We start from the raw sequence: 26970 nt of genomic DNA on the forward strand, positions 1-26970 counted from the left end.
CCTCCCGACCGCGCCCCCGCGCCCGCCGCCGCCTCCGTCGTCGCGGCGGCGGGCGCGGGGGCGCGGTCGGGAGGCGCGGGTGGCGTCCCGGACGCCGGTGCTGCGGGTGCGGGGGCGCGATCGAGGGCCGCGGGTGCGGTTCCGGACGCGGGTGCGGTTCCGGACACGGGTCCTGGTCAGGATGTGCGGGTGGAAGGCGCCGGTGGTGCCGTCGTGGACGCCGGGTGGGGGACCGCCGTGCTCGCGATGATCGCGGAGGCGCGTGGCACCGGGATCGACCCGATCGCGAGTCTGCGTGCCGCGGTCGCGGAGCTGGAGTCGGCCGGCCGCGTCGGAGAGTGAGGCGACCTGCCGCGCCCGATCGGTGCGGGTGCGCTGTGCGGGTGCGGGGAGCTGGGGGCGCGGGCGAGGGGAGTGCGGGCGTCCTCCCAACCCGAAAAAAGGAGGACGCCCGCGAGTGGGCCGACGGCACCACCAGGGATGCGGTGCCGATGGAGCAGCCCACTCGAACCGCGGGGCACACTGCAGCACGTTGCCCACGCGATCGGTTCGTCGGATGGATCAGGCACCCGTCGAACCGAGGTTCTGGATGAAGAATATCAGCCGGTCGGAACGTGTGCAAGCCGGGGAGGTCGATCTGCCAGAATCGACCCATGGCTCCGACCGTGACGGCTCCCCGTGGCATGCGTGACTTCCTCCCGGCAGACAAGGCCCGGCGCGAGCACGTCCTGGGCGTGATCCGCGACGTGTACGCGCGCCACGGGTTCGACGAGATCGAGACCCCGGTCGTCGAGGACGCCGCCCGCCTGCACTCGGGCCTCGGCGGCGACAACGAGAAGCTCGCGTTCGCGGTCATGAAGCGCGGGCTCTCCACCGAGGACCTGCAGCACGCCGGTGCGCCGCTCGACCTCGCCGACCTCGGGCTGCGGTTCGACCTCACCGTGCCCCTCGCGCGCTTCTACGCCACGCACCGGGCCGAGTTGCCGTCGGTGTTCCGGTCGGTGCAGATCGCCCCGGTCTGGCGTGCCGAACGCCCGCAGAAGGGGCGCTACCGGCAGTTCGTGCAGTGCGACATCGACATCCTCGGTGAGCCCGGGCAGCTCGCCGAGATCGAACTCATCCGGGCGACGACCGCTGCCCTCGACGCGCTCGGGGTCCAGGGCACCACGATCCGGATCAACGACCGCCGGATCCTCCTGGCGCTCCTCGGGTCGTGGGGGATCACCGACCCGACCGCGGCCGACCGTGCGCTCATCACGATCGACAAGCTCGACAAGATCGGGCCGGACGGCGTGGCGGCAGAGCTCCGCGAGACCGTCGGCGTCGAGCTCCCCGGGCTCGAGGACACGATCCGCACGCTCGAGACCGCCGACTGGGACGCCGTCGGGGGAGCCACGTGGCTCGATGCCGACGCGTTCGAGGACCTGCAGCGGCTCCGTTCGGCGCTCCCGGGCGTCGACCTGCGCTTCGACCCGACACTCGTCCGTGGCATGGGCTACTACACGGGCACGATCTTCGAGGTCGCGCACCCCGACTTCGGCTACAGCCTCGGCGGTGGCGGGCGCTACGACGGCATGATCGGCCGGTTCCTCGGGCAGGACGTGCCCGCGGTCGGGTTCTCCCTCGGGTTCGAGCGGCTCGTCGACCTCGTCACGCTCCCGGAGTCCGCCGAGTCCGACGCCGTCGTGCTCGTGTACGACAAGGACGTCGACCCGGTCCGGCTCGCGGCGCTCAAGGCCGAAGCGCTCGAGGGGCACCGTCGTGTCCGGCTCGAGCGACGCACGAAGAACATGAAGAACCTGCTCGCGGGACTCGTCGCGCAGGGCTTCGACGCGTTCGCCTCCGTGGGTGCCGACACGCAGTCGCTCGAGGGTGTGGAGTTCCGCCCGCTGGCGTGAGTTCTCCACAGTCGCCCGTCATGCACGCCTCGTGTTCACCCGCGCCTCGCTAGGATCGACTCCGCAATCACCACAACCGAACGTGTAGGGAGTACCCCGTGGCCCAGATCGACGCCGTAGGCGCACGCGAAGTCCTCGATTCCCGAGGCAACCCGACGGTCGAGGTCGAGGTCCTGCTCGACGACGGGGTCGTCTCGCGCGCACTCGTCCCGTCCGGCGCCTCCACCGGTGCGTTCGAGGCGTACGAGCTCCGTGACGGAGACGCTTCCCGCTACGGCGGCAAGGGCGTCCTCAAGGCCGTCGACGCGGTCCTCGACGAGATCGGTCCGGCGCTCGAGGGCTTCGACGCCACCGACCAGCGCCTCGTCGACGCCGCGCTCATCGAGCTCGACGGCACCGAGAACAAGTCGCGCCTCGGTGCGAACGCGATCCTCGGCGCCTCGCTCGCCGTCGCACGCGCGGCCGCCGACTCGGCCGACCTGCCGCTGTTCCGCTACCTCGGCGGCCCGAACGCGCACACGCTGCCCGTCCCGCTCATGAACGTCGTCAACGGTGGTGCGCACGCCGACACCAACGTCGACATCCAGGAGTTCTTCCTCGTGCCCTACGGCGCCGAGTCCTTCTCCGAGGCGCTCCGCTGGGGCGTCGAGACCTACCACGCGCTCAAGGGCGAGCTGAAGAAGCAGGGTCTCGCGACCGGCCTGGGCGACGAGGGCGGCTTCGCCCCGGAGCTCGCGTCCAACCGCGCTGCGCTGGACTTCCTGCTCGCCGCGATCGAGAAGGCCGGCTTCACGCCGGGCAAGGACATCGCGCTCGGCCTCGACGTCGCCTCCACCGAGTTCTTCCACGACGGCAAGTACGCGTTCGAGGGCAAGCAGCTCTCCGGCGAGGAGTTCACGGCCTACTTCGCCGAGCTCGTCCGCGACTACCCGCTCGCAACGATCGAGGACCCGCTCGCCGAGGACGACTGGGCCGGCTGGTCGCACCTGACCGCCGAGCTCGGCGACAAGGTGCAGATCGTCGGTGACGACCTGTTCGTCACGAACCCGACGCGCCTGCAGCGGGGCATCGACGAGAAGGCCGCGAACTCGATCCTCGTCAAGGTGAACCAGATCGGCACCCTGACCGAGACCCTCGACGCCGTCTCCCTCGCGCAGCGCCACGGCATGACGGCGATCCTGTCGCACCGCTCCGGCGAGACCGAGGACACCACGATCGCGGACATCGCGGTCGCGGTCGACGGTGGTCAGATCAAGACCGGCGCCCCGGCCCGCTCGGACCGTGTCGCGAAGTACAACCAGTTGCTCCGCATCGAGGAAGAGCTCGGCGACGCCGCGGTCTACGCGGGCCGCTCGGCCTTCCCGCGCTCGGCTTCCCTGTAACCCAGCGCCTCTGCGAGACGCCGTCCTCCCTCGGGAGGGCGGCGTCTCGTCGTTCGGGCGCCGAGGTCGCACGGCATGCCGAGCGCCGACCGTCGAGGTCGCACGAACTGCCGCCTCAGCCGGACGCGGGCGACCGATCGTGCGACCTCAGCGGACCGCCCGCGGCGTGTTGCGCGACCGCGTGCCGGGCGCTGGCAGCGTTCCGGGGGTGCGCCGCGCCTCCTGGATCGCCCGCTGAGAGGGCGCCGAACGGCCGCGTGCCGACCGCCAGCAGGCCCGCCGGCGGGTTATCGTCGGACCGTGCCCAGCCAGAAGCCCCGTGTCCGCCGCGTCCCCGTGGCGCTGCCCGAGGGCGGCTCGTCCGAGCAGCCGTGGTACCGCTCGATCCGGTTCTCCGGGTTCAGCCTGCTCATGTTGGCCATCATCGTGCTGTTCGTCGTCGTGCTCGCACCGTCACTCCGGACCCTGATCCAGCAGCAGGAGCAGATCGCCCAGCAGCAGCGCGAGGTCGCGAGCCAGAAGGCCGACGTCGCCCAGAAGAAGAAGGACGTCGCGCGCTGGGACGACCCCGCGTACATCGAGGCGCAGGCCCGGGACCGACTGCTCTACGTGTACCCGGGCGAGGAAAGTTACCTCGTGATGGGCAGCGAGAACCGCAAGGCCGAGTCGACGCCGACGACCGATTCCGGCACGCCCGTGAGTTCGACGGTGCAGACGCCGAAGGTCGACTGGGTGCAGGCGATGCTGTCGTCGGTGCTGACCTCGGGGCTCACCGACGAGACCACGCAGCAGCTCGTCGCACCGGACGTCTCCGGCACCGGCGACACGAAGTAGGACGACGCGCGGGACTCCGGTAGGCTCACGTACCCGTGACGACCCCTCCCTTCGACCCGCCCTCCGAACGCGACATCCAGGTCGTCTCGGCGCAGCTCGGCCGACCGGCGCGTGACGTCATCGGGATCGCTGCTCGCTGCGTCTGTGGCAACCCCACCGTCGTGTCCACGAAGCCCCGGCTGTCGAACGGCACCCCGTTCCCGACGCTGTACTACCTGTGCCATCCCGCGGCCACCGCTGCGGTCAGCACCCTCGAGGCCAACCAGGTCATGCCCGAGCTGGCAGCCCTGCTCGAGGACCCGACCGTCGCCGAGCAGTACCGCGCGGCGCACGAGTCCTACCTCGCCGATCGCGAGTCGATCGAGCACGTCGACGAGATCGACGGCATCACCGCCGGTGGCATGCCCACCCGCGTGAAGTGCCTGCACGCCCTCGTCGGCCACGCCCTCGCCGCCGGACCCGGCGTCAACCCCATCGGCGACCTCGCGCTCGAGCGCGTGAGCTGGTCGCCCGCCCGGTGTGAGTGCCGGGCGTATGATGAGGGAGCAGACGCCGGAGTCGGGGCGGGTGGCGGCGAATTCTGACCAGCCTCCCGGCAACCACCCCACTCCAAGGAGATCATCCACCGTGCCCAAGATCCTCGTCGTCGGCGGCGGTTACGCCGGCTTCTACACCGCCTGGAAGCTCGAGAAGCACCTTCGTCAGGGCGAAGCCGAGGTCGTCATGGTCGACCCGCTGCCGTACATGACGTACCAGCCGTTCCTCCCCGAGGTCGCCGCCGGTTCCATCGAGCCGCGTCACGCCGTCGTCTCCCACCGCCGTCACCTCAAGAAGACGCGCGTCGTCACCGCCAAGGTCACGAAGGTCGACCACGCCAGCAAGACGGCGACGATCACCCCGGCCGAGGGCGAGGCGTGGGAGGAGTCCTACGACCAGATCGTCATGACCGCGGGTGCGGTCTCGCGTACCTTCCCGATCCCGGGCGTCGCCGACGAGGCGATCGGTCTGAAGACGATCGAAGAGGCCGCGGCGATCCGCGACAAGATCCTCACGAACTTCCACAAGGCAGCGACCCTGCCGGCCGGCCCGGAGCGTGATCGCCTGCTGACCGTCGTCGTCGTCGGTGGTGGCTTCGCCGGCATCGAGGTGTTCGCCGAGCTCCGTTCGTTCGTCTCCGACCTGCTCAAGAGCTACCCCGAGCTGTCGTTCGACGACACGCACTTCCACCTCGTCGAGGCGATGGGCCGCATCATGCCCGAGGTGTCGCTCGAGACGTCGCACTGGGTGCTCAAGAACCTCGCGCAGCGCGGCGCCACGGTGCACCTCGAGACGCAGCTGGCCTCGGCGGTCGGCGGCGTCTGCGAGCTCAAGACCAACGACGGCGCGATCGAGAAGATCGAGTCCGACCTCATCATCTGGACCGCCGGTGTCATGGCGAACCCGATGGTCAAGGGCACGGACCTCCCGCTCGAGCAGCGTGGCCGCATCCGCGTGCAGCCCGACCTGCGCGTGGTCGACGACAACGGCGTGATCGCCGACGCGTGGGCCTGTGGTGACGTCGCGGCCGTGCCGGACCTCACCGGTGGTGGCGTCGGCGGCTTCTGCGTGCCGAACGCCCAGCACGCCGTCCGCCAGGCGAAGCAGCTCGCGAAGAACCTCGTCGCGACGATCCGCGGCGAGGCGACGACCGACTACAAGCACGAGAACCTCGGTGCCGTCGCCGGCCTCGGTCTCGGCATCGGTGTCTTCCAGTCCGGCAAGTTCGCCATGAAGGGCTTCCTGGCCTGGGGCGCCCACCGCGGCTACCACGGCCTGGCGATGCCGTCGTGGGAGCGCAAGTGGCGCGTCATCGGCGACTGGGTCGGTGGCTTCTTCCTCGGCCGCGACATCGCGTCGCTCGACGACCGCGAGACCCCGCGCGCCGCGTTCGAGGCGTTCGCGTCCCGTCCGAAGCCCGCAGCCGAAGCCCCCGCGGCACCGGTCGAGGCGTCGAAGCCGACCACCGCTCCGGAAGAGGGCAAGCCCGCCGGTGCGGCCGGTCCCGCGTACGGCGAGCCGGCGAAGGACGTCTCGAACGACGCCGAGCCGGTGAAGGCCGAGGCGGACGCCAAGTAGCGACACGCTCCAGACGAGGCGGTCACCCCACGGGGTGGCCGCCTCGTCTTCGTCGGTAGGCTGTTGCGGCCCGCCCCCGTGGCCCAATCGGTAGAGGCATGCGACTTAAAATCGCCGAGTTGTGGGTTCGAGTCCCACCGGGGGTACCGAGGCGACGGACGAAACCCCGCCCCCGCTACCATTCTCGGGTGGTCGGATTCGGAAGCGCGCTCGCGAACCTGCGGAACGCCCTCGGCCGACCCGAGGCCCACGTCGAGGTGGTCGACGGCGAGACCGTCCCCACCGGCATGCTGCTCGGCACGCTGGGCGCCCTCCTCCTCGACGCCGGCAGCTCGGTGACCGACGTCCGTTCGGCGCTCGAGAAGGCCCGCGACGCCGCCGGGGTCGGGCCGACACTCGCCGTCGGGGTCCTCCCCGCCCTCGTCATGGTGAGCGAGGTCGCCACCGGCGCCGCCACCATCGTCAACGCCGAGGGCGTCGAGCTCTCGAGCCGCCAGGCCGCCCGGGCGAACCGGCTCGTCCTCGGCCTCGAGAGCGGTTCGATCGCCCTCGCCGAGATCCCCGCACGGGTCCGAGCGATCCGCGCCGGGACCGTCCCGCCGCCGGCACTGCCGTGGATCCTCGGCAACGCCCTGACCTCGGCCGGACTCGCGGTGGTGTTCCGCTGCCCGTGGTGGGCGATCCTCGTGGCGCTGGCCGTCGGAGCCCTCGTCGGCGTGATCGGGCTCGTGCTCCGTCGCTTCCGCGAGGCCGTGGCGATCATCCCGTTCCTCGCGGCCTTCGTGTCCACGACCATCGTCGGGCTCGTCGCCGCCGGCACCGGGTTCGACCACGTCCCGCTCTTCGCCGTGTGCGCCCCCGTGGCCGTGTTCGTGCCGGGAGCCCTCATCACCAACGCCCTGCTCGAGCTCACCGCGGCCGACATCGTGACCGGGTCCTCGCGGCTCGTGCAGGGGCTCATCATGCTCGGGTTCATGGCCGCGGGCATCGCGTCGGGGAGCGCGCTGACCGGGCTGCACGTCGACCCGTCCTCGGCGGCGCTCGTCGGCGAGGTCGCCGGCGTCGGCACGGACCGCGGCGGGTGGGAGGCCGTGCCGTCCTACTGGGTGTCGTGGGTCGCGGTGGTCGGGCTGGCCGTCGGCCTCGGCCTGGTCTTCCGGTCGGGGTGGCGGCTCACGCTCGTGTCCGTCGCGGTCATGGTCACCGCCTACGCACTGGTGAGCGGGACGACGCCGCTGTGGGGGAGCGTCGTCGCCACCGGTGCGACCGCCGCGCTGCTGTTCGTCGCGACGCGGCTGCTGGAGCGGCTGGTGCCGGCGATCCCGGCGACGGTCTCGTTCTTCCCGGCGTTCCTGCTGCTCGTGCCGGGGACGGTCGGGCTCGTCGCGGTCGCCACGTTCGACCCGGAGGCGCTGGCGAACCCGCTCGCGACGTTCGTCAGTCTCTGCATCGGCACGAAGATCGGCGGCCTGCTGCCGGGGCTGTTCGCGCGGAACGCGCCGCACCGCGGGGTCGACGCGACCCAGTAGACGCGCGCAGCGCGGAGAGCGCGGCAGTCGCGACCCACTGCGGGACGGGAGGCGCGGTGCCGGCCCGCACCGCGCCTCCAGGCCGTCACGGCGCGAGCAGGCGCCCCGCAGCCTGGTCGTCCACAGCCGTCGCCTTCGCGAGGTAGTGCACCTTCTTGCCCGTGGCGTTGTACGGCAGCTCGGTGACGAACCGGTAGAGCCGCGGCCGCTTGTAGCGGGCGAGGCCGGGGTGCGACGCGGTCCACTCCTCGAGCGCGGCGGCGGCTTCGACCTCGTCCTCCGGCAGCCGCCCGGGCGCGCGGACGACGTACGCCGTGACGACCTCGCCCCAGCGCTCGTCGGGGACGCCGACCACGATCGCGTCGGCGACGCCCGGGTGCTCCTGCAGTGCGGCCTCGACCTGCACGGGGTGGACGTTCTCGCCACCGGAGATGATCATGTCGTCCTTGCGCCCGACGATCGTCACACGCTCGTGCTCGTCCCACGTGGCGAGGTCGCCCGGGTAGAACCAGCCGTTCGCGAACTTCTCGGCCTCGAGCCCGGGGTTGCGGTACGAGTAGCCGGACTTCACGGTGCGGACCGCGAACTCGCCGATCTCCGAACCGTCCTTCGGCACGGTGTCGCTCGGGTCGGCGAGGCGGTCCTCGTAGACGCGGACCACGGCGACGTCGTCGTCGGTCGAGGCCCGGCCGGTCGAGCCGGCACCGTCGGGGAAGTCCTCGGGGCGGAGGAAGGTGTTCCAGAAGGTCTCGGTCGTGCCGTAGCCGTTGAAGATGCGGGGCGACAGGAGCTCCTGGTACCGGAGCGCCGCGGCCCGGTCGAGCGGTGCGCCCATCGTCACGATGCCGTTGAGGGAGGACAGGTCGCGGGGCCGCTGCTCCTGGGCGTTCGCGAGCTGCACGAGGTTCGGCGGGGCGCCGATGAGGAACGTCAGCTGCTCGGACTCGACCAGGTCGAGCACACGGTCGGCGTCGAAGTGCCGGAGCGTGGTGAGTTCGGCGCCGACGTAGAACACCGGGTTCGGGCCGCCGGAGTACAGACCGCCGCGGTGGAAGAGCGGCGACATGTTGAGGGTCTTGTCGAACGGGCTCAGCGGGAAGTGCATGATCACGTCGTGGGCGCTGAGGACCTCGACGAGGCTCGGCAGCGGCACGGGCTTCGGCCGTCCGGTCGTGCCGCTCGTGTACAGGCGCGTCGTCTCGTCGTAGGTGCTGCGGGGCTCGGACGCAGCGAGCTCGTCGGCGGTGACGGGGTCGCTGGTGAGGAGCGCGGCGAAGTCGACGTCGCCGGGTCGGGTTCCGTCGCCGACCACGACGACGTGCTCGGGCGTGTGGTCGGAGCTGGCGAGCGCGGCCGTGATGTCGGTCGAGCGGGCGGCGTCGTGGACGAGGACCACGGGGGCGGAGTCCTCGATGATGAACGCGACCTCGTCCGACGCGAGCCGGAAGTTGGTGGGGGAGAACACCGCGCCGATGCGGTGGGCCGCCAGGTACAGGATCGCGAACTCGGGGGAGTTGAACAGCTCGACCATGACCACGGAGCCGCGACCGACCCCGTGGCGCACGAGCCACCCGGCGACGCGGTCGACGTCGGCGCCGAGCTCGGCGTACGTCCACGAGCGGTCGGTGTCGGGATCGCGGAGCGCCGGCCGTCCGGCGAAGCGGTGGGTGTTCCGGGCGAAGCCGTTGGCGTACGTGTAGCTGTGCTCGAAGACGTCGCGGAAGCGGGTCGGGTCGTAGTCGGATCGGGTCTCGGTCATCGTCGCTCCCAGCAGCGGTCGTGGTGCTGCACGCACCGTCCGTGGTACGGCGCGCTCCGTTCGTGGTGTCGCGCGCACCGCTCGTCAGCGTATCCGTGCAGCGAGCCTCGGCGGCAGCCCGATCCGGGCCCTGACGGTGCCACGTTCAGGCGCGCTGGTCGACCCGGGCCGCCCGCTGCCAGCACCAGACGGCGACGGCTCCGGCGGTGCAGACCGCGGCGACGACCACCAGTGCGACGGGGGAGACGTGCGTTCCGCCGGATCCGGAGTACACGGCGGCGGCCAACGCGACGGCGACCGCGGCGATGGCGGCGTACCGACCACGGGACCGCGCGAGCAGGGACTGCCCGGCGGACCCGGCCACCGGCAGCAGCGTCACGACGACGGCGCCGAGGCCACCGACGCACAGGGTGATCGCGAACTCGGACACGAACGACACCCAGAAGCCGGACCCCGGCGTGACGGAGTGCAGGACCCAGCCGGCCGCCGCCACGACGAGCAGCGCGATCGACCGCCAGGTGGCGCTGCGGGCGCCGGCAGCGATCGAGGAGCCGAGCCGGAGCGCCCGGGTGTCGAGGTCCGGTCGGCCGATCGGCACGAGGACGGCACCGACGATCACGGCGGGTGAGAGGTCGAAGGTCCGGGTGACGCCGCACGCCACGAGGGCGGCGAGCACCAGCCAGGGGGAGACCCGGAACCCGATGGTGCTGCGATCGGTGCCGGCTGCCCAGCGGGTGGCGAGGACGATCGTCGTCGTGAGGACGGCCGCGCCGAGCAGGACCGCGATCGCCAGGCGGACGTAGCGGGCCTCGAGGGAGATGCCGACGCCGAGGAGCGTGCACAGCCCGACGACCAGCACCGCGACGGTGATCGAGGCCCAGGTCGGGAGCACGTCCTCGCCGCGGCGTCGCTCGTCACGGGGGCGGTTGCGACCGAGGAGTCCGGCGAACGGCGACCGGATCCGGCCCCGGGCGACGCCGGCGACGAGTGCGAGCGGACCCGCGATGAGCACGAGGAAGCCGGCGGCGACGGCCGTGGCGACGAGGACGGTGCGCCACGAGAACGCCGCCTGGATGGTCGGCACGGTGGTGTCGTACGCGGTGGAGGCGGTCCAGTCGCCGGCGGGGCCGGACCAGTCGAGCCCGCGGCCGTGCCCGCCCGTGGTGGTGCCGGACCCGCTGTCGCTGCCGGCGCCGGTGCTGCCGCCGGCGCCTCCATCGGAACCGGAACCCGGACCGGAATCCGGACCGGAATCCGGACCGGAACCCGGACCGGAGCCCGGACCGCTGCCGGGGCCGGTGGATCCGCCGGTCGCGGTGCCGTGGGCGTTCGGGCCCGTCGTCGTGCCGGTGCTGCCCGTCCCGGTACCAGGGGTCCCGGACGGCGAGCCGCTGCCGGTCGACCCGCCACCCGGCGTGCCCGGCGCCGCCGACGCACGGGAGACGACGACCCGGACGGCCGTCGAGGTCGGCGAGAAGTTGCCGGCGGCGTCGTGCTGCGTCGCCGTCACCGCCCGGGTGCCGGCGCCCAGCGTCGAGCCGGCCGTGGTGCAGGACCACCGACCGGAGGCGGGCACCTCGGTCCGGCACACGGGCGCACGGTCCACGTAGACGGTGAGCACGGCGCCCGCCTCGCCCGTCCCGCTGACGGTCAGGGGCTGGACGCGCACGCGGTCGCCGGACCCGGGCGCGGTGATGCGCGGTGCCGTCGGCGCGGTCCGGTCGAGCGTCACGGTCACCGGGGTCGACGCGGCGCTCCGCAGGTCGGACCGGTACCCGTCGGCCGTGCTCGCGGTCTGCGTGGCGGTGACGGAGAGCCGTGCGTCGCCGCCCGGGGTGCCGCCGCGCAGGGACACCGTCCACCGGCCGTCGGCACCGACCGTGGCGGTCCGGTCCGTCGACGACCCGGACACCGAGAGCGTGACGGTCGACCCGGCGTGTCCGGTGCCGGTCACCGGACCGTTCGTGGGCCGTGCGGTGGTGACGACCGGCGGGACGATGACGTCGGACGCCGGGGTGCGCGCCGAGCCGAGCCCGGGGAAGCTCTGGTCCGCCACGGTGAAGACCTGCTGCGGTCCGCTCCGGACGGTCGCGAGGCAGGCCCAGGCACCGTCGTCGTGGACGGTCGCGGTGCACCCGGTCGACCCGGTCGACGCCGGACCGGTGACCCGCAGGGCGTGCCCGGGGGTGCCCCTGCCGCTGAAGCGCACGGTCCCGCTGGTGATGTCGCCGGGGTCGTCGATCGACGGGCGCACCGGAGGCCGGCTCGGCGACGTGGTCGGGGGTGCCGGGGTCAGGTGGTCCTGGGGCGCTGGCGTGGGGGTGGGTGTCGTGCCCGGACCGGGGTCCGCAGCGGCAGCAGCGGTGGACATCACTGTTGCGGACGTGACGGCGGTGGCCGGCGCCACGGCGAGGGCGAGCAGGCCCACGACGAGGGCGGCCCCCGCGGCGACGGCCAGCGTGATCCGGGTTCGGCGAACGGGGCCGTCGCCCCCGACAGCCCGGTCGTCCACGTTCTCCCCGCGCGCGTTCATCCGAGTCCATCCCACGTGATCGAGCCGCTCGGGTCAATACGTCGATCGGATGATGTCCGTGGACCGAGCGACACGCCGAGCAGCCCGAGCGCGCGGTGTGTGCGACTCGGGAATCGCCCGTGAACCGGGGCCGTGGACGAGAGGGCACCCCGCTGGTCGATACAATCGTCCTCGGCCGTGACGCAGGCCCGACGGCCCCGTCACACCGCGATCCCGACGCGCAAAGGAGTACGCCCTCATGGACACCGGACTCATCACGACGCTGATCGTCGTCGGAGTGGTGGTGGTCCTCCTCGTCGTCGTGGGGATCTACCTGTGGGTCACGTACAACTCGCTCGTCACGCTGAAGGTCCGCGTCGACGAGGCGTGGAGTGACATCTCCGTGCAGCTCAAGCGCCGCGCCGACCTCATCCCGACGATCGTCGAGACGGTGAAGGGCTACGCCACGCACGAGAAGTCCGTGTTCGAGGCCGTGACGAAGGCCCGCGCCGAGACGCTCAGCGCCGGGGACGCCTCGAGCGCCTCCACGGCCGAGGGGCACATGCAGAAGGCGCTGAAGAGCGTGTTCGCGGTGGCCGAGGGGTACCCGCAGCTGCAGTCCAGCCAGAACTTCCTGCAGCTGCAGTCCGAACTCGTCGACACCGAGGACAAGATCCAGTCCGCCCGTCGCTTCTACAACGGCGGCGTCCGCGAGCTGAACACCAAGATCCGGGTCTTCCCGAACTCGTCGTTCGCGAAGAGCCGCGGCTTCACCGAGGCGTCGTTCTTCGAGACCGCCGAGCCCGCGGCGATCGCCGAACCGCCGCGCGTCCAGTTCTGACCCGCCCGGCGACGGCTGCGACGTGTACAGCGCGATCGCGCGCAACAAGCGCAACACGGTCCTCATCGTCCTGGTCTTCCTGCTGATCATCGGGGCGCTCGGGTTCCTCGGCGGATACCTCGCCGGCAACGTGTCGATCGGCGTGATCGTCCTCGTGGTCGCGCTCGGGTACGCGCTGGTGCAGTACTTCGCCGCGGGTCGCCAGGCCACGGCGATCGCGGGCGGCATCGAGATCGACCGGAACACCGAGCCACGACTCTGGCGCACGGTCGAGAACCTCGCGATCGCCACCGGGACGCCGATGCCGCGCGTCTTCGTGATCGAGGACCCGTCGCCGAACGCCTTCGCCACCGGCCGTGACCCCGACCACGCGATCGTCGCCGCGACCACCGGGCTGCTGGCGATCATGGACGACCAGGAGCTCCAGGGGGTCATGGCCCACGAGCTCGGGCACGTCCGGAACTACGACATCCGCGTCTCCACGATGGTGTTCGGGCTCGTGGTCGCGGTCGGTCTCATCGCCGACGTGCTCCTTCGCATCTCGATCTTCAGCGGGCTCGCCGGCGGTCGGAACCGGAACAGCGACAACGGCGGCAACAACCCGATCCTGCTCATCGCCGGCCTCGTCGCGGTCATCGTGGCGCCGATCGCCGCGGCGGGGGTGCAGGCCGCGGTGTCCCGGCAGCGGGAGTACCTGGCGGACGCGACCGGCGCGATGACCACCCGCCACCCCGAGGGGCTCGCCCGTGCGCTCGAGAAGCTCGGCGCGTACGGCCGGCCGATGCAGACGCAGAACTCGTCGATGGCGCACCTCTGGATCGCCGACCCGATGCGGCCCGGCCTGATGGACCGGCTGTTCTCCACGCACCCGCCGCTGCCGGACCGGATCGCGCGGTTGCGCGGGAGTCTCGACCGGTTCTGACCCGAGGGCGGGTGCCGGCGACCGGGTGCGGCCCAGGAGGCGCGGGCCGGCCCCGCGCCGCGCCACCAGCCCGTCAGACGGCCGGTTCCAACGCCACGCTCGCGTCCGCGTCGTCGGCCGCGACGTGCGGCACCAGCCGCACGCCGAGCGCCCCCGCGACCGCAGCCGCGGCGGTTCCGCGGTCGGTGACCTCGACCCCGTCGAGCCCCTGCCACGCGGCCGTCCGTCGGAGGGTCTCGGCGAGCCGCCCGGCATCGAGCCGCTCGCCCGGCTCTTCCCACGCCGTCCGCACGCGCAGGACCCCGCGCTGCCGGTCGCTCTTCAGGTCGACCCGCCCGACGAGCCGGTCGTCCTGCAGGACGGGCAGGACGTAGTAGCCGAAGACCCGCTTCGGGGCCGGCGTGTAGATCTCGATCCGGTAGTGGAAGCCGTACATCCGCTCGGCCCGCCGCCGGAACCACACGACCGGGTCGAAGGGACTGAGCACGGCGTCGGCCGTCACGTGCCGCGGGACCCGGGCGTCGGCGTGCATCCAGGCGCGCTCGCCCCAGGACTCGACCCGCACGGGCACGAGTTCCCCGGCGGCGACGAGTTCGGCGATCGCCGCGGCGGTGTCGTCGGAACGGAGCCGGTAGTAGTCGGCGATGTCCGCGCGGGTGCCGACGCCGAGTGCCCGGGTGGCCCGGCGGACGAGTTCGAGGACGGCTGCGGGTCGCGCCGGTGCGGCCTCGAGCGTGCCGGCAGGCAGGACCTGCTCGGGGAGCGCGTAGACCCGCTCGAAGCCCGACCGTCCGGCGCTCACGACGTCGCCCCAGCGGAACATCTGCTCGAGTCCGAGCTTCACGTCGCTCCAGCCCCACCACGGCCCGCGGCGGACGTTCGACTCGTGCTCGACCACGCTCGCCGGCATCGGCCCCTCGGCCGCGAGCAGCGCCCGGAGCTCGCGCCGGACCCCCTCGGTCCGCCGGACCCCGTCGATCCGGTTCGGCCACGCGTCGCGCTCGCGCAGCGCGTCCATCCGCCACCGGAAGAGGGGGAGGTCGGTGCGGTCGACGAACGCGGCCTCGTGCGCCCAGTACTCGGCGTAGGGGCCGCGCTTCGACATCGTCAGGCGGTCGAGCGTGGACCGGTCGTAGGTGCCGAGCCGGGCGAAGAGCGGCAGGTAGTGGCTGCGCTCGAAGACGTTCACGGAGTCGATCTGCAGCAGGCCGAGGCGCGCGAACCCCGCGTTCAGCGCCCGGGTCGACACGGCGTCGGCAGGCGGCTGGCCGAAGCCCTGGGCAGCCAGTGCGACGCGGCGGGCCTCGGCAGCGGAGAGCGTGGTCCTGACCATGTCCGAAGGCTACCGATCGCCGCCGACACCCCGCTTCCGGTGACGTATGCCGTATCTGGTACCTGTCGGGCCGCACATCGGTACACTCGCGATCATGGCATGGGGCAGAAAGCAGCAACCGACGCATCCGGACCCCGTGGTCGAGGAGTCGGTCCCGACCGGCATGCGGATCGCCGGCGCGTGGTCGTGGCGGATCCTGGTCGTCATCGGGGTGATCGCGGTCTTCATCTGGCTGATGACGATCTTCAGCCAGATCCTCATCCCGTTCCTCGTCGGCATCGTCGTCTCGGCGCTGCTCGTGCCGATCTCGAACTGGATGCAGCGCCACCACGTGCCGAAGTGGCTCGCGGTCGTCATCAGCCTGCTCGGCGGACTCGCGGCGATCGGCGCGCTGGTGTGGCTCGTCGTCGACCAGATCATCGCGTCCTACCCGTCGCTCCGAGACCGCACGGTCGACCAGTACGCGAACGTCAAGGACCTCGTCCTGAACTCCGGCCTGGGGATCACGCAGGGCGACGTCAACGGCTGGCTGGACGACGGCACGAAGTGGCTGCAGGACAACAGCGCGTCGATCCTCTCCGGGGTCGCGAGCGCGGGGTCCGGTGCCACGCACGTGTTCGAGGCGCTCTTCATCATCCTGTTCACCACGATCTTCCTGCTCATCGACGGCAAGAACGTGTGGCGGTGGGCCGTGCGGCTCTTCCCGAAGAAGGCCCGTGCGACCGTCGACGGCGCCGGTGTCGCGGGGTGGATCACCCTGACGAGCTTCATCCGCGTCCAGATCTTCGTCGCCTTCGTGGACGCCGTCGGCATCGGGCTCGGCGCCTTCATCGTCGGCCTGTTCTTCGGCGGCATGCCGCTGGTGATCCCGATCGCGGCGTTCGTCTTCCTCGGTGCCTTCATCCCCGTCGTCGGTGCGATCGTGACCGGGTTCCTGGCCGTCTTCGTCGCACTCATCTTCAACGGCCCGCTCGCGGCCGTCCTCGTCCTCGCGGTCGTGCTGCTCGTGCAGCAGATCGAGGGACACATCCTCCAGCCGCTCGTCATGGGCAACGCGGTCAAGGTCCACCCGCTCGCGGTGGTCCTCGGCGTCACGGCGGCCTCCGGGCTCGCGGGCATCGCCGGTGCCTTCTTCGCCGTGCCGCTGATCGCCACCGTGAACACGATGGTCATGACGATCGCGAGCGGCCGCTGGCGTGGACTCGACTCCGAGCACGTGCTCGAGGCCACCCCGAAGCGCGGCCAGCACGGGCAGCTCCAGCTCCGGCGGGGCCGCCGGCACAAGGTCGGCGACGCGGTCCCCGCACCGGGCAGCAAGCCGGAGCCGACGGCGGCTGAGGGCACTGCCAGCACCAACTGACGTCACGGGTTCGTCAGGAGTGCCGCGAGCGACGATGATGGACCCGTGACCGACACCACCACGCCGCTGATCCCCACGCTCGACGACATCGAGAAGGCACGTGTGACGATCGCCGGGGTCGCCCGTGTCACCCCGATGGAGACCTCGCAGTTCCTCGCCGAGGTCCTCGGGTCGCCGGTGCACCTCAAGTGCGAGAACCTGCAGCGCACCGGTGCGTACAAGGTCCGCGGTGCGTACAACCGCCTGTCGACCCTCACCCCGGAGCAGCGGGCCGCGGGGGTCGTCGCCGCCAGCGCCGGCAACCACGCGCAGGGGGTCGCCCTCGCCGCACGCGAGCTCGGCATCCCCGCGACGATCTTCACGCCGGTCGGCGTCGCCCTGCCGAAGCTCCAGGCCACGCGGCACTACGGCGCCGAGGTCGTCCTGCGCGGGCACTCGGTGGAAGAAGCGCTGAGCGCGGCCAAGGACTTCGCGACACGGACCGGAGCGGTCTTCATCCCGCCGTTCGACCACCCCGCGGTCATCGCCGGCCAGGGCACGCTCGGGCTCGAGATCCTCGATCAGGTGCCCGACGCCGACACGGTCATCGTGCCGATCGGCGGCGGCGGCGTCATCGCCGGCATCGCCCTCGCCGTCAAGGGCGTCGCCGAGCGCCTCGGACGCACCATCCGGGTCATCGGGGTGCAGGCCGAGAACGCAGCCGCCTACCCGAGCTCGCTCGAGGCCGGCGAACCCGTCACCGTCAGCACGAAGCCGACGATCGCGGACGGCATCGCCGTGGCGCGACCCGGCGACCTGAACTTCCCGATCATCCGCGACCTCGTCGACGACATCGTCACCGTGTCCGACGACGACGTCGCCCGGTCGCTCCTGGTGCTGCTCGAACGCGCCAAGCTCGTCGTCGAGCCCGCCGGGGCCGTCGGCGTCGCGGCGATCATGTCCGGTGCCGTCCGGGACACCGGTCGCACCGTCGTCCTGCTCAGCGGCGGCAACATCGACCCGCTCATGATGGAACGCGTGATCACCCGCGGCCTCGTCGCGGCGTCGCGCTACATCGGCATCCGCATCATGCTGCCGGACCGCCCCGGTCAGCTCGCCCGCGTCTCGCAGGTCATCTCGGACGCCGGCGCGAACGTCGTCGAGGTGCTCCACACCCGGCACGGCCAGGGGCTCGTCATCAACGAGGTGGCACTCGACCTGTCGATCGAGGCGCGCGGCCCCGAGCACGCGCAGGAGGTCATCCACCGCCTGCACGAGGTGGGCTTCCAGCCGGAGCTGCTCGAGCACTGAGACGGGCGCTGGACCGAGCCGGAGACGGACAGGAGGCGCGGTGCCAGCTGGCACCGCGCCTCCTGTCCGTCAAGGGTGGCGTCTACGGCTCGTAGCGCTCGACCTTCGTCACCTCGACGGCGATCTCCTTGCCGTTGGGCGCGGTGTACGTGGCCTTCTCGCCGGCGCGCAGGCCGACGATGGCCGCGCCCACCGGGCTGACCGGGCTGTAGACGGTGAGGTCCGAGCCCTCGCCGACGATCTCGCGGTTGCCGACCAGGAACGTCGACTCGTCACCGGCGATGACGGCGGTCACCACGGTGCCGGGCTCGACGGTGCCGTCGAAGTCCGCTTCGCCGACGGTGGCGTGCTTGAGGAGCTCGGTGAGCTGACGGATGCGGGCCTCGATCTTGCCCTGCTCGTCCTTGGCGGCGTGGTAGCCGCCGTTCTCCTTGAGGTCGCCCTCTTCGCGAGCGGCTTCGATGCGGTTCGCGATCTCCTGGCGACCTTCACCGGACAGCGTCTCGAGCTCGGCCGTGAGGCGGTCGTGCGCCTCTTGCGTCAGCCACGTGACCTGGGTGTCGTTGCTCATGGTGATTCCCTTCAGCAAAGAACAAGACCGGCCGGTGTGGCCGGTCTTGTCCGCGAATCACAGCAGTCTAGGGAACCCAGCAGTCGTGGATCAAGCCGGTCACGCCCCGTGACACGGTGTTCACAGGGGTGCTGATGCTGCGCACGCGCTGATCGGATGCCGGCACCCGGATCTCGCGCCAGCCGACGATCGTGTACGACTTGTCGAGGACCTGGACAGCGCACTTCGCGACCGTGCCCGGGTCGACGGAGATCTGCGTGTGCACGACCACCTGGTGGTCGGAGACGACCTGGTACCCGACGTCGTCGGTGTCGAGGCCGTGGCTGGTCTGCCCGGGACCGGCCCAGACCACCCAGACGATGAACACCAGGGCGACGGCGGCAGCGGCGACGATCCCGATCAGCCGCGTCCGACGAGCGCGTCCGGGGGTGCGGCCGTAGCGGTCGTCCAGCGTCGCGGTGGTGCTGGCGGACGGCTGAGGTGCCGGTTGGTGCTGCGGTTCGGACAGTTCGGGGCTCCCGGGGTGATTATCCTGATCCCAGGGTAGTTCACGTGACACTGTGTGCTGCCACGCGATCAGTGAGGAAGACCAGTGCCGTACCGCTTGATGGCCGTCCACGCCCATCCCGACGACGAGTCGAGCAAGGGAGCGGCGACCGCGGCGAAGTACGCGGACGAGGGCAACGAGGTCCTCGTGGTCTCCTGCACGGGTGGCGAGGCGGGGGACATCCTCAACGATCAGCTCGGCGAGCCCGCCACGAGCCGGGCGCACCGCGACATGGCCGGGTACCGCCGCACCGAGATGGCCGGGGCCCAGGCGGCGCTCGGCATCGACCACCTGTGGCTCGGGTACCACGACTCCGGCCTGCCCGACGCCGACAAGGGCGAGACCGTCCGCCCCGGCACCTTCTCGACGGTGCCGCTCGAGTACTCGACCGAGGCCCTCGTGCGGGTCATCCGACGCTTCCGCCCGCACGTGCTCGTCACCTACGACGAGAACGGCGGCTACCCGCACCCGGACCACATCCGGACGCACGAGGTCTCGGTGGCCGCCTGGCGCGACGCCGCGGACCCCGAGAAGTACCCCGACGCCGGGCCCGCGTGGTCCGTCGCGAAGCTCTACTACGAGCGCACCATGAACCCCCGGCGCTTCCGGACGGTCTTCGAGGCCCTGCAGGAACGCGACCCGGACAGCCCGGCGGTCGAGCAGCTGCGCGAGTGGGTCGAACGGTTCGCCGACCGGCCCGACCTCGCCACGACCCACGTCGACGTGCACGAGTACTTCGACGCGCGTGACGCGGCGCTCCGGGCCCACGCGAGCCAGGTGCCGCCGGACAGCGCCTTCTTCTACTGGCCGAACGACCTCCTCGCGACGGTGTGGCCGACCGAGGACTACCAGCTCGTCGAGGCCCGCGTGCCGACCGAGCTCCCCGAGTCCGACCTGTTCGCGGGGATCCCTGCCGACAAGGACACCACTGCGTGAGCACCCTCCACGCGGCACTCGCCGCGACCCCCAGCCCGAGCCCGACCTCGAGCGTCCCGGACGTCGACGTGACGCCCGGCGTCGCGGGCTTCATCGCGATCGCGGTCGTGGCCATCGTGACGATCCTGCTCGTGATCGACATGACCCGGCGCATCCGGCGGACCCGCTACCGGGCGGAGATCCGGGAGCGGCTCGAGGCCGAGGCGAACGGCACCGCGGGTGGCGAGCGTGACGGCGTCGACCGTGACGGCATCGATCGCGACGGCGTCGCGACGGACGAGCCGGAGCGGCGTGCGGCCGAGGACGGCCGGGCCGACGTCGGGGACGACACCGAGCGCGGCTGACGCCACGGGCGCGGCTGACGCGACCGGCGCGGCTGACGCGACGGGCGCGGTGGACCCGCGTGTGTGCGGGACGGGAGGCACGGTGCGGGCCCGACCCGCGCCTCCCGTCCGACGGACCGTCGCGGTCAGCGCACCGGGTTCAGCGCCACGATGAGGACACCCGCCCACTGGGCGGCGAACGCGACGACCGTGAGGGCGTGGAAGACCTCGTGGAAGCCGAACACCGTCGGCGACGGGTTCGGCCGCTTGAAGCCGTACACGAGCGCACCGAGGATGTAGGCCACGCCGCCGGAGAGCACGAGGACCGTCATCGGGACGCTCGCGGCGAAGAACTGCGGCAGCAGCCCGAGCGCCGCGCAGCCGAGCACGAGGTAGATCGGCACGTAGAGCCACCGGGGCGCCCCGATCCAGAGGACCCGGAAGGCGATGCCGAGCGCCGCGCCGGACCACATCACCCAGAGCACCACGACCATCAGGGTGTGCGGCAGGGCGCAGATCGCCACGGGTGTGTACGTGCCGGCGATGAGCAGCAGGATGTTCGTGTGGTCGATGCGCTTGAGCACCGCCTTGACCGTCGGGCCCCAGGGGAACCGGTGGTAGGTCGCCGAGACGCCGAACATCGCGAGCGACGTCGCCATGAACACGGCGCTGCCCACCTTCGCCGCGGGTGAGCCCGCGAGGACGATGAGCACGATGCCCATCGCGATGGCGAACGGGAACGCCCCGAGGTGGATCCAACCGCGCCACGCGGGCCGGGGTTCGGACGCGCTGGCGGTCGTCCGTCCGGCGGTCGCGGTGCTCGCGGCCTCGTCGGTGAAGGGGACGTGGGGGAGGGTCCCGGTGTCGTGCTCGGCCTGCATGGTCCGACCGTAGGGGCCGATGCCGAACGAACGCCGAACACGGGCGGACGGCCCGGGGAACGCGGCTCGCTCCGAGGCGCCGTGCACTATGTTCGTTCCGTGACCGGCAGGGTGGGATGGGCAGGACGAGGGATCCTCTACCGCGCCTACCAGAACCGGATCCGCCGGCAGATCGACGGCTCGGCGATGCCGAAGCACGTCGCCATGATCGTGGACGGCAACCGTCGCTGGGCGAAGCAGCTCGGCCTCGAGTCCGCCGCGCACGGGCACCGCGCGGGCGCCGCGAAGATCCCGGAGTTCCTGACGTGGTGCGACGACCTCGGCATCGAGGTCGTGACGCTCTACCTGCTGTCGTCCGACAACCTCAAGGGTCGTGGCGGCGACGAACTCGAGCAGCTCGTCGGCATCATCGCCGACCTCGCGGGGACCCTGGCCGACCACCGGGACTGGCGGGTCCAGCACGTCGGCTCGAACGAGGGCCTGCCCGAACCCCTCGTCGCCGCGCTCTCCGCCGCCGAGCAGCGCACGGCGGAGCACACCGGGCTGCACGTGAACCTCGCGGTCGGCTACGGCGGCCGTCGGGAGATCGCGGACGCCATGCGCAGCATCGTGCAGGCGCACGACGAGGGCGGCGGCACGCTCGACACCTTGGCCGAGGTCCTCACACCCGAGCTCATCGGCGACCACCTCTACACCCAGGGGCAGCCGGACCCCGACCTGGTCATCCGGACGTCGGGCGAGCAGCGGTTGTCGGACTTCATGCTGTGGCAGAGCGCGCACAGCGAGTTCTACTTCGTCGAGGCGCTCTACCCGGACCTGCGCGAGGTCGACTTCCTGCGCGCCGTCCGCGACTTCGGGCTGCGGTCTCGCCGGTACGGCGGCTGACGACCGCCGTTCCCCGCACTGCGGCGGCTGTCGGCCGTTCATCCCAGTAGACTCACAGGGTTTTCGTCCCACGGAAGGTTGCCCCTGTGAACATCGCCGAGTACGCCTCAGGCTTCGCCGAGGAGCCCGGCTACCTCGACCACGCCGCGTTCGGTCCCGTCCAGACCGCGGTCCTCGAGGAGCAGCGCGTGCTCGGGACGATCCAGGAGCACATGCGCTTCGGCGCCATGGAGACGCTCGACGAGCAGGACGCCCGGGTCCGCACCGTCGCCGCACGGCTCGTCGGCCGGCGCGAGGACCAGGTCGTCTCGCAGACCGCCACGACGCCCGGGCTCCTGCACACCGCGTTCGGGCTCACCGGCGGCGTGCTCGTCTCCGCCGACGAGTACCCCTCGCTGCCGCTGGCCCTCGCGAGTGCCGCCTCGGCCACGGGCGGTCGCGTGCAGCCCGTCGTGATCGAGTCCGGCGCCGGGTGGATGACGCCGTCGCTCATCGAGTCGCGCCTGTCCGACGACGTCACCGCGGTCGCCGTCTCGCTCGTCGACTGGCAGACCGGCTACCTCGCCGACCTCGCCGCCATCCGCGAGGTCATCGGCGACCGCCTCCTCATCGTCGACGCCATCCAGGGCTTCGGCGTGGTCGACGCCCCGTACGAGCTCGCTGACGTCGTCGCGACCGGCGGCCAGAAGTGGCTGCACGCCGGGTGGGGGACCGGGATCACCGCGTTCAGCGACCGTGCGCTGAACCGCCTCCGGCCCGCCCTGTCCGGCCCGCACGGCACGACCGGGTGGCCGACCGACGTCCCGTCGGTCCGTCCGGGTGCCGCCGGCTTCCAGATGACCCGCACCGACCCGGTGTCCCAGGCACGTCTGGCGGTGTCGCTCGACCGGCTCACGGCCGTCGGCGTCGCCGCCGTGCAGGAGCGGGTCACCGACCGGGTCGAGCGGGTGTTCGACATCGCCGACGAGTTCGGCCTGTCCGTCGAGTCCAGCCGCGACCCCCGGGAGCGCGCCGGGATCGTGGTGCTCCGACCGCCGCAGGGACGGCTCACCGCGCTGTCCGCGGCGTTCCACAACCACGGCGTGACGGTCACGACGCGGCTCGGGGTCGCGCGGGTGTCGGTGTTCGCGTCCACCACGGACGAGACGCTCGACATGTTCCGCGACGCCTGCCTGTCGTACGCCACGATGCAGTAGCGGCCGCGTTGTTCACGTGACCGTAACTCGGGGAACCGCGTGTCGCTGGTGCCGTGTCGGGGGTCGGACGTAGCTTGTCCCCATCGGGCACCGCGCCCGATCGAAGCGGCCACAGTCGGTGCTTCGCAGACCCGCTCCACGGCCGCGTTCGAGGACATGGACCGGGCCGAGCGCGGCCCGGGGATGGAGTGGTCGTGACCTCTCAGAACGTCTCTCGCGGAACACAGCAGCAGCACACCGCGGACTCGTCCACATCGGTCGCCCAGCGCACGTACGTGCTCGACACCTCGGTGCTCCTCAGCGATCCGCGGGCACTGTTCCGCTTCGCGGAGCACGCGGTGGTCCTGCCCGTCGTGGTCGTCAGCGAACTGGAGTCCAAGCGCAACGACCCGGAGATCGGGTACTTCGCCCGGCAGGCACTCCGGCTCCTCGACGAGCTCCGGATCGAGCACGAGCGGCTCGACTTCCCGATCGCGATCGGCGACGGCGGCTCGTTCCGGGTCGAGCTGAACCACTCGAACCAGTCCGTCCTCCCGTCCGGGCTGCAGCTCGGCGACAACGACTCGCGGATCCTCGCGGTCGCCTCGAACCTCAAGAACGACGGACTCGACGTGGTCGTCGTGTCGAAGGACCTGCCGCTGCGCGTCAAGGCGTCCTCGATCGGCATGGCGGCGGAGGAGTACCGCGCCGAGCTCGCGGTCGACTCCGGGTACACGGGCATCGCCGACCTGCAGGTGTCCGGCGAGCAGATGTCCGACCTCTACGAGAAGGAGGAGATCCGCTCGTCGCAGCTCGACGGCGTCCCGGTCAACACCGGCGTCGTCATCCACTCCGAGCGCGGCTCCGCCCTCGGCCGGGTGCACACCGCCGGCGCGGTGGCGCTGGTGCGTGGCGACCGCGAGGTCTTCGGCCTCCGCGGGCGCTCCGCCGAACAGCGGCTCGCGATCGACGCGCTGCTCGACCCGGAGATCGGCATCGTCTCCCTCGGCGGCAGCGCCGGCACGGGCAAGTCGGCGCTCGCGCTCTGCGCCGGTCTCGAGGCCGTCCTCGAACGCCAGCAGCACAAGAAGATCATGGTGTTCCGGCCGCTCTACGCGGTGGGCGGCCAGGAGCTCGGGTACCTGCCGGGCGACGCGTCCGAGAAGATGAACCCGTGGGCTCAGGCGGTGTACGACACGCTCGGCGCCCTGGTCTCCGACAACGTCCTCGACGAGGTCGTCGAGCGGGGCATGCTCGAGGTGCTCCCGCTGACGCACATCCGCGGGCGCTCCCTGCACGACGCGTTCGTGATCGTGGACGAGGCGCAGTCGCTCGAGCGGAACGTGCTGCTCACGATGCTGTCCCGCATCGGGCAGAACTCGCGGGTGGTCCTCACGCACGACGTGGCGCAGCGTGACAACCTGCGGGTCGGTCGGCACGACGGGGTCGCGTCGGTGATCGAGCGGCTCAAGGGGCACCCGCTGTTCGCGCACGTGACGCTGACGCGCTCGGAGCGGTCCGCGATCGCGGCGCTGGTGACGGAGATGCTCGACTCGCCCGACCTGGTCTAGCGGCGGCGCGCGGCACGCGCCGGCCGAGACTCGGCCCAGCGGACAGTTTCGTGGCATCTCGGCCACGAAACTGTCCGCGGATGCGAGTCTCGGCTGTCGGAAGCACCGCACTGACGGACAGGAGGCGCGGTGCCAGCTGGCACCGCGCCTCCTGTCCGTGACGGGGTGCGTCAGTTCGGGTGCGTCATGCTGAGCACGTCGAGGGCGCTGTCGAGCTGCTCCTCGGTGACCTCGCCCCGCTCGACGTGGCCGAGGGCGATCACGGCCTCGCGGACGGTGACGCCTTCCTGCACCGCGAACTTCGCGACCTTCGCCGCCGCCTCGTACCCGATCACGCGGTTGAGCGGGGTGACGATGGACGGCGAGGACTCGGCGAACGCGCGGGCGCGGTCGAGGTTCGCCTCGAGCCCGTCGATCGTCTTGTCGGCGAGCACCCGCGAGCTGTTCGCGAGCAGGCGGATCGACTCGAGCAGCGCGGTGCCCATCACGGGGATCGCGACGTTCAGCTCGAACGCACCGGAGGCGCCCGCCCACGCGATGGTGGCGTCGTTGCCGATCACGCGTGCGGCGACCATGAGCGTGGCCTCGGGGATGACGGGGTTGACCTTGCCGGGCATGATCGACGAGCCGGGCTGGAGGTCCGGGATGTGCAGTTCGCCGAGGCCCGTGTTCGGCCCCGAGCCCATCCACCGAAGGTCGTTGTTGATCTTCGTCAGGCTGACCGCGATGACCTTGAGCGCACCGGACGCCTCGACCAGGGCGTCCCGGGCGCCCTGCGCCTCGAAGTGGTCGAGCGCCTCGGTGACGGGCAGCCCGGTGTCGCTCGCGAGCTGGGCGATCACCCGCTGCGGGAAGCCCTTCGGGGTGTTGATCCCGGTGCCGACGGCCGTGCCGCCGAGCGGGACCTCGGCCACGCGGGGGAGCGTCGCGTTCACCCGCTCGATGCCGAGACGGACCTGGCGCGCGTAGCCGCCGAACTCCTGCCCGAGGGTGACGGGCGTGGCGTCCATGAGGTGCGTGCGGCCGGACTTCACCGCGTCGGCCCAGAGCGTGGCCTTCGCCTCGAGCGACTCGGCGAGGTGCTCGAGCGCCGGGACGAGCGTGCGGATGAGGGCCTCGGTCACGGCGACGTGCACCGACGTCGGGAACACGTCGTTCGAGGACTGCGAGGCGTTCACGTGGTCGTTCGGGTGCACCGGGGCACCGGCGACCTCGGACGCGAGGGTCGCGAGGACCTCGTTCATGTTCATGTTCGACGAGGTCCCGCTGCCGGTCTGGTAGACGTCGACGGGGAACTGGTCGTGGTGGGCGCCACCGATGATGGCGTCCGCAGCCTCGACCACGGCAGCGGCCAGGGTCGGGTCGACGATCCCGAGCTCACCGTTGACGATCGCGGCCGCCCGCTTGATCCGGGCGAGGGCGACGATCTGGGCCGACTCGAGCCCGCTCCCGGAGATCGGGAAGTTCTCCACCGCGCGCTGCGTCTGCGCCCGGTAGAGCGCGGACACCGGCACCCGGACCTCGCCCATGGTGTCGTGCTCGATGCGGTACTCGCCGGAGCTGTCGGTCACGGTGGTCGGGGTGGTGTCGGTCACGTCGTCGTGGTCCTTCCTGGGGTGCTCGCCGGCCGCGGTCGCGCCGGCTGGTGGGTGTCCCGATGGTGTCCGGGACGGGTCGTCGTGGCGGTCGGTCAGGCCTGGCCCACGACCGTGTCGACGGCGACCTCGCCCGTGGTGAGGTCGTAGGTCGCGCCGACGACGGCCAATCTACCCTCGGCGATCGCGTCCGAGACGGCGCCGGAGCGTTCGATCACCTGACGGAGCGTGGCTTCGAGGTGGGCGGCGCCGACGGATTCCTGGGGGATGTCGGCGTCGGTGGTGCGGACGCGCTCGACGCTCGGGGCGATGGCGTCGACGAGGGCCTGCAGGTGCGGGGCGGGGACGGGCTCACCGGAGCGGGCGGCCGCGACGGCGCCGCACTTGGTGTGCCGGAGGACGACCACGAGCGGCGTGCCGAGCGCGACGACGGCGAACTCGATCGATCCGAGCACGACGTCGTCGACGATCTGGCCGGCGTTGCGGATGGCGAAGAGGTCACCGATGCCGGCGTCGAACACGTGCTCGAACGGCACGCGGGAGTCCGAGCAGCCGAGGACGGTGGCGAACGGTGCCTGCGACCCGGCGAGCTCCGAGCGGCGGTCCGGGTCGATCCGGCCGGTGCGGCGCTTGTCGGCGGCGAAGCGGGCGTTGCCCTCGACGAGGAGTCGGAGGGCGTCGGACGGGGTGGAGGCGGCGCGGTCGGGCATG

Annotated in this window: 24 protein-coding genes and 1 tRNA gene; 17 read left to right on the forward strand and 8 right to left on the reverse strand. The window is 71.8% G+C overall.

What is annotated here, in order from left to right:
- Positions 1–189 precede the first annotated feature (189 nt).
- From JSX79_RS03175 to JSX79_RS03210, 8 genes are all read left to right on the forward strand, one after another.
- The gene (locus JSX79_RS03175; RefSeq protein WP_229085140.1) at positions 190–342 is read left to right on the forward strand and encodes a hypothetical protein; all 153 of its coding nucleotides are present in this window, start codon (positions 190–192) and stop codon (positions 340–342) included.
- Between the two features lie 311 nt (positions 343–653).
- The gene (gene hisS / locus JSX79_RS03180; protein WP_229085141.1) at positions 654–1898 is read left to right on the forward strand and encodes a histidine--tRNA ligase; all 1245 of its coding nucleotides are present in this window, start codon (positions 654–656) and stop codon (positions 1896–1898) included.
- A gap of 98 nt (positions 1899–1996) precedes the next feature.
- Positions 1997–3280 carry a phosphopyruvate hydratase gene (eno, locus tag JSX79_RS03185; protein ID WP_071294716.1) on the forward strand — a complete coding sequence of 428 codons (1284 nt, stop codon included), beginning with the start codon at positions 1997–1999 and terminating at the stop codon, positions 3278–3280.
- Between the two features lie 300 nt (positions 3281–3580).
- On the forward strand, positions 3581–4114 hold the full coding sequence (locus JSX79_RS03190; protein WP_070416773.1) for a septum formation initiator family protein: 534 nt from the start codon (positions 3581–3583) through the stop codon (positions 4112–4114).
- A gap of 35 nt (positions 4115–4149) precedes the next feature.
- On the forward strand, positions 4150–4698 hold the full coding sequence (locus JSX79_RS03195; protein ID WP_229085142.1) for a DUF501 domain-containing protein: 549 nt from the start codon (positions 4150–4152) through the stop codon (positions 4696–4698).
- Positions 4699–4741: 43 nt separating this feature from the next.
- Positions 4742–6229: an NAD(P)/FAD-dependent oxidoreductase gene (locus tag JSX79_RS03200; RefSeq protein ID WP_070416771.1), complete on the forward strand. Its 1488-nt coding sequence runs from the start codon at positions 4742–4744 to the stop codon at positions 6227–6229.
- Positions 6230–6301: 72 nt separating this feature from the next.
- Positions 6302–6375, forward strand: a tRNA-Leu gene (locus JSX79_RS03205).
- A 42-nt stretch (positions 6376–6417) separates the two neighbouring features.
- On the forward strand, positions 6418–7758 hold the full coding sequence (locus JSX79_RS03210; protein ID WP_083403181.1) for a threonine/serine exporter family protein: 1341 nt from the start codon (positions 6418–6420) through the stop codon (positions 7756–7758).
- 85 nt (positions 7759–7843) lie between these two features.
- Here JSX79_RS03210 and JSX79_RS03215 read toward each other — a convergent pair whose 3' ends face one another.
- Positions 7844–9517, reverse strand: coding sequence for a class I adenylate-forming enzyme family protein (locus tag JSX79_RS03215; protein WP_229085143.1), 1674 nt, complete (start codon positions 9515–9517; stop codon positions 7844–7846).
- 145 nt (positions 9518–9662) lie between these two features.
- A complete protein-coding gene (locus tag JSX79_RS03220; protein WP_229085144.1) occupies positions 9663–12050 on the reverse strand; it encodes an Ig-like domain-containing protein in 2388 nt (795 codons plus the stop codon).
- A gap of 238 nt (positions 12051–12288) precedes the next feature.
- Here JSX79_RS03220 and JSX79_RS03225 point away from each other — a divergent pair, with 238 nt between their 5' ends.
- Both JSX79_RS03225 and JSX79_RS03230 read left to right on the forward strand, forming a co-directional pair.
- Positions 12289–12870 (forward strand): LemA family protein, encoded by a 582-nt coding sequence (locus JSX79_RS03225; RefSeq protein ID WP_070416768.1) that lies wholly within the window; start codon positions 12289–12291, stop codon positions 12868–12870.
- Positions 12871–12892: 22 nt separating this feature from the next.
- A complete protein-coding gene (locus JSX79_RS03230; protein WP_229085145.1) occupies positions 12893–13792 on the forward strand; it encodes a M48 family metalloprotease in 900 nt (299 codons plus the stop codon).
- Positions 13793–13865: 73 nt separating this feature from the next.
- On the opposite strand, the gene JSX79_RS03235 is transcribed toward JSX79_RS03230, so the two are convergent.
- On the reverse strand, positions 13866–15125 hold the full coding sequence (locus JSX79_RS03235) for a winged helix-turn-helix domain-containing protein (protein ID WP_229085146.1): 1260 nt from the start codon (positions 15123–15125) through the stop codon (positions 13866–13868).
- Between the two features lie 94 nt (positions 15126–15219).
- Here JSX79_RS03235 and JSX79_RS03240 point away from each other — a divergent pair, with 94 nt between their 5' ends.
- Both JSX79_RS03240 and ilvA read left to right on the forward strand, forming a co-directional pair.
- Entirely contained in the window at positions 15220–16485 is a 1266-nt protein-coding gene (locus JSX79_RS03240; protein WP_229085147.1) for an AI-2E family transporter, read from the forward strand.
- A 45-nt stretch (positions 16486–16530) separates the two neighbouring features.
- A complete protein-coding gene (ilvA, locus tag JSX79_RS03245) occupies positions 16531–17775 on the forward strand; it encodes a threonine ammonia-lyase (protein ID WP_070416764.1) in 1245 nt (414 codons plus the stop codon).
- A gap of 82 nt (positions 17776–17857) precedes the next feature.
- Here ilvA and greA read toward each other — a convergent pair whose 3' ends face one another.
- Both greA and JSX79_RS03255 read right to left on the reverse strand, forming a co-directional pair.
- Complete coding sequence (greA, locus tag JSX79_RS03250; protein ID WP_070416763.1) at positions 17858–18346, reverse strand: transcription elongation factor GreA; 489 nt, start codon at positions 18344–18346, stop codon at positions 17858–17860.
- A gap of 67 nt (positions 18347–18413) precedes the next feature.
- Positions 18414–18905: a DUF4307 domain-containing protein gene (locus JSX79_RS03255; RefSeq protein WP_175473661.1), complete on the reverse strand. Its 492-nt coding sequence runs from the start codon at positions 18903–18905 to the stop codon at positions 18414–18416.
- Positions 18906–18938: 33 nt separating this feature from the next.
- Between JSX79_RS03255 and mca the strand changes: the two genes are divergently transcribed.
- Together mca and JSX79_RS03265 are read left to right on the forward strand one after the other, a co-directional pair.
- Entirely contained in the window at positions 18939–19829 is an 891-nt protein-coding gene (gene mca, locus JSX79_RS03260) for a mycothiol conjugate amidase Mca (RefSeq protein WP_229085148.1), read from the forward strand.
- Positions 19826–20173 carry a hypothetical protein gene (locus tag JSX79_RS03265; RefSeq protein ID WP_070416761.1) on the forward strand — a complete coding sequence of 116 codons (348 nt, stop codon included), beginning with the start codon at positions 19826–19828 and terminating at the stop codon, positions 20171–20173. The genes mca and JSX79_RS03265 overlap by 4 nt, the downstream gene beginning before the upstream one ends.
- A gap of 125 nt (positions 20174–20298) precedes the next feature.
- Here the strand turns inward: JSX79_RS03265 and JSX79_RS03270 are convergent, their stop codons facing one another.
- Positions 20299–21033 carry a hemolysin III family protein gene (locus JSX79_RS03270; RefSeq protein ID WP_229085149.1) on the reverse strand — a complete coding sequence of 245 codons (735 nt, stop codon included), beginning with the start codon at positions 21031–21033 and terminating at the stop codon, positions 20299–20301.
- Between the two features lie 99 nt (positions 21034–21132).
- Here JSX79_RS03270 and JSX79_RS03275 point away from each other — a divergent pair, with 99 nt between their 5' ends.
- The 3 genes from JSX79_RS03275 to JSX79_RS03285 all read left to right on the forward strand — a co-directional run bounded on the left by JSX79_RS03275 (position 21133) and on the right by JSX79_RS03285 (position 24664).
- Positions 21133–21918 carry an isoprenyl transferase gene (locus tag JSX79_RS03275; protein WP_229085150.1) on the forward strand — a complete coding sequence of 262 codons (786 nt, stop codon included), beginning with the start codon at positions 21133–21135 and terminating at the stop codon, positions 21916–21918.
- Between the two features lie 86 nt (positions 21919–22004).
- Positions 22005–23114, forward strand: a complete 1110-nt coding sequence (locus JSX79_RS03280; protein WP_229085151.1) for an aminotransferase class V-fold PLP-dependent enzyme — start codon at positions 22005–22007, stop codon at positions 23112–23114.
- Positions 23115–23302: 188 nt separating this feature from the next.
- On the forward strand, positions 23303–24664 hold the full coding sequence (locus JSX79_RS03285; RefSeq protein WP_175473660.1) for a PhoH family protein: 1362 nt from the start codon (positions 23303–23305) through the stop codon (positions 24662–24664).
- Between the two features lie 170 nt (positions 24665–24834).
- Here the strand turns inward: JSX79_RS03285 and JSX79_RS03290 are convergent, their stop codons facing one another.
- Complete coding sequence (locus JSX79_RS03290) at positions 24835–26235, reverse strand: aspartate ammonia-lyase (RefSeq protein ID WP_229085211.1); 1401 nt, start codon at positions 26233–26235, stop codon at positions 24835–24837.
- 119 nt (positions 26236–26354) lie between these two features.
- Positions 26355–26969, reverse strand: a complete 615-nt coding sequence (locus JSX79_RS03295; RefSeq protein WP_229085152.1) for a carbonic anhydrase — start codon at positions 26967–26969, stop codon at positions 26355–26357.
- Position 26970: the final 1 nt, after the last annotated feature.

Origin of the sequence: Curtobacterium sp. GD1 (genome assembly GCF_020882855.1) — a bacterium.
Taxonomy (GTDB): domain Bacteria; phylum Actinomycetota; class Actinomycetes; order Actinomycetales; family Microbacteriaceae; genus Curtobacterium.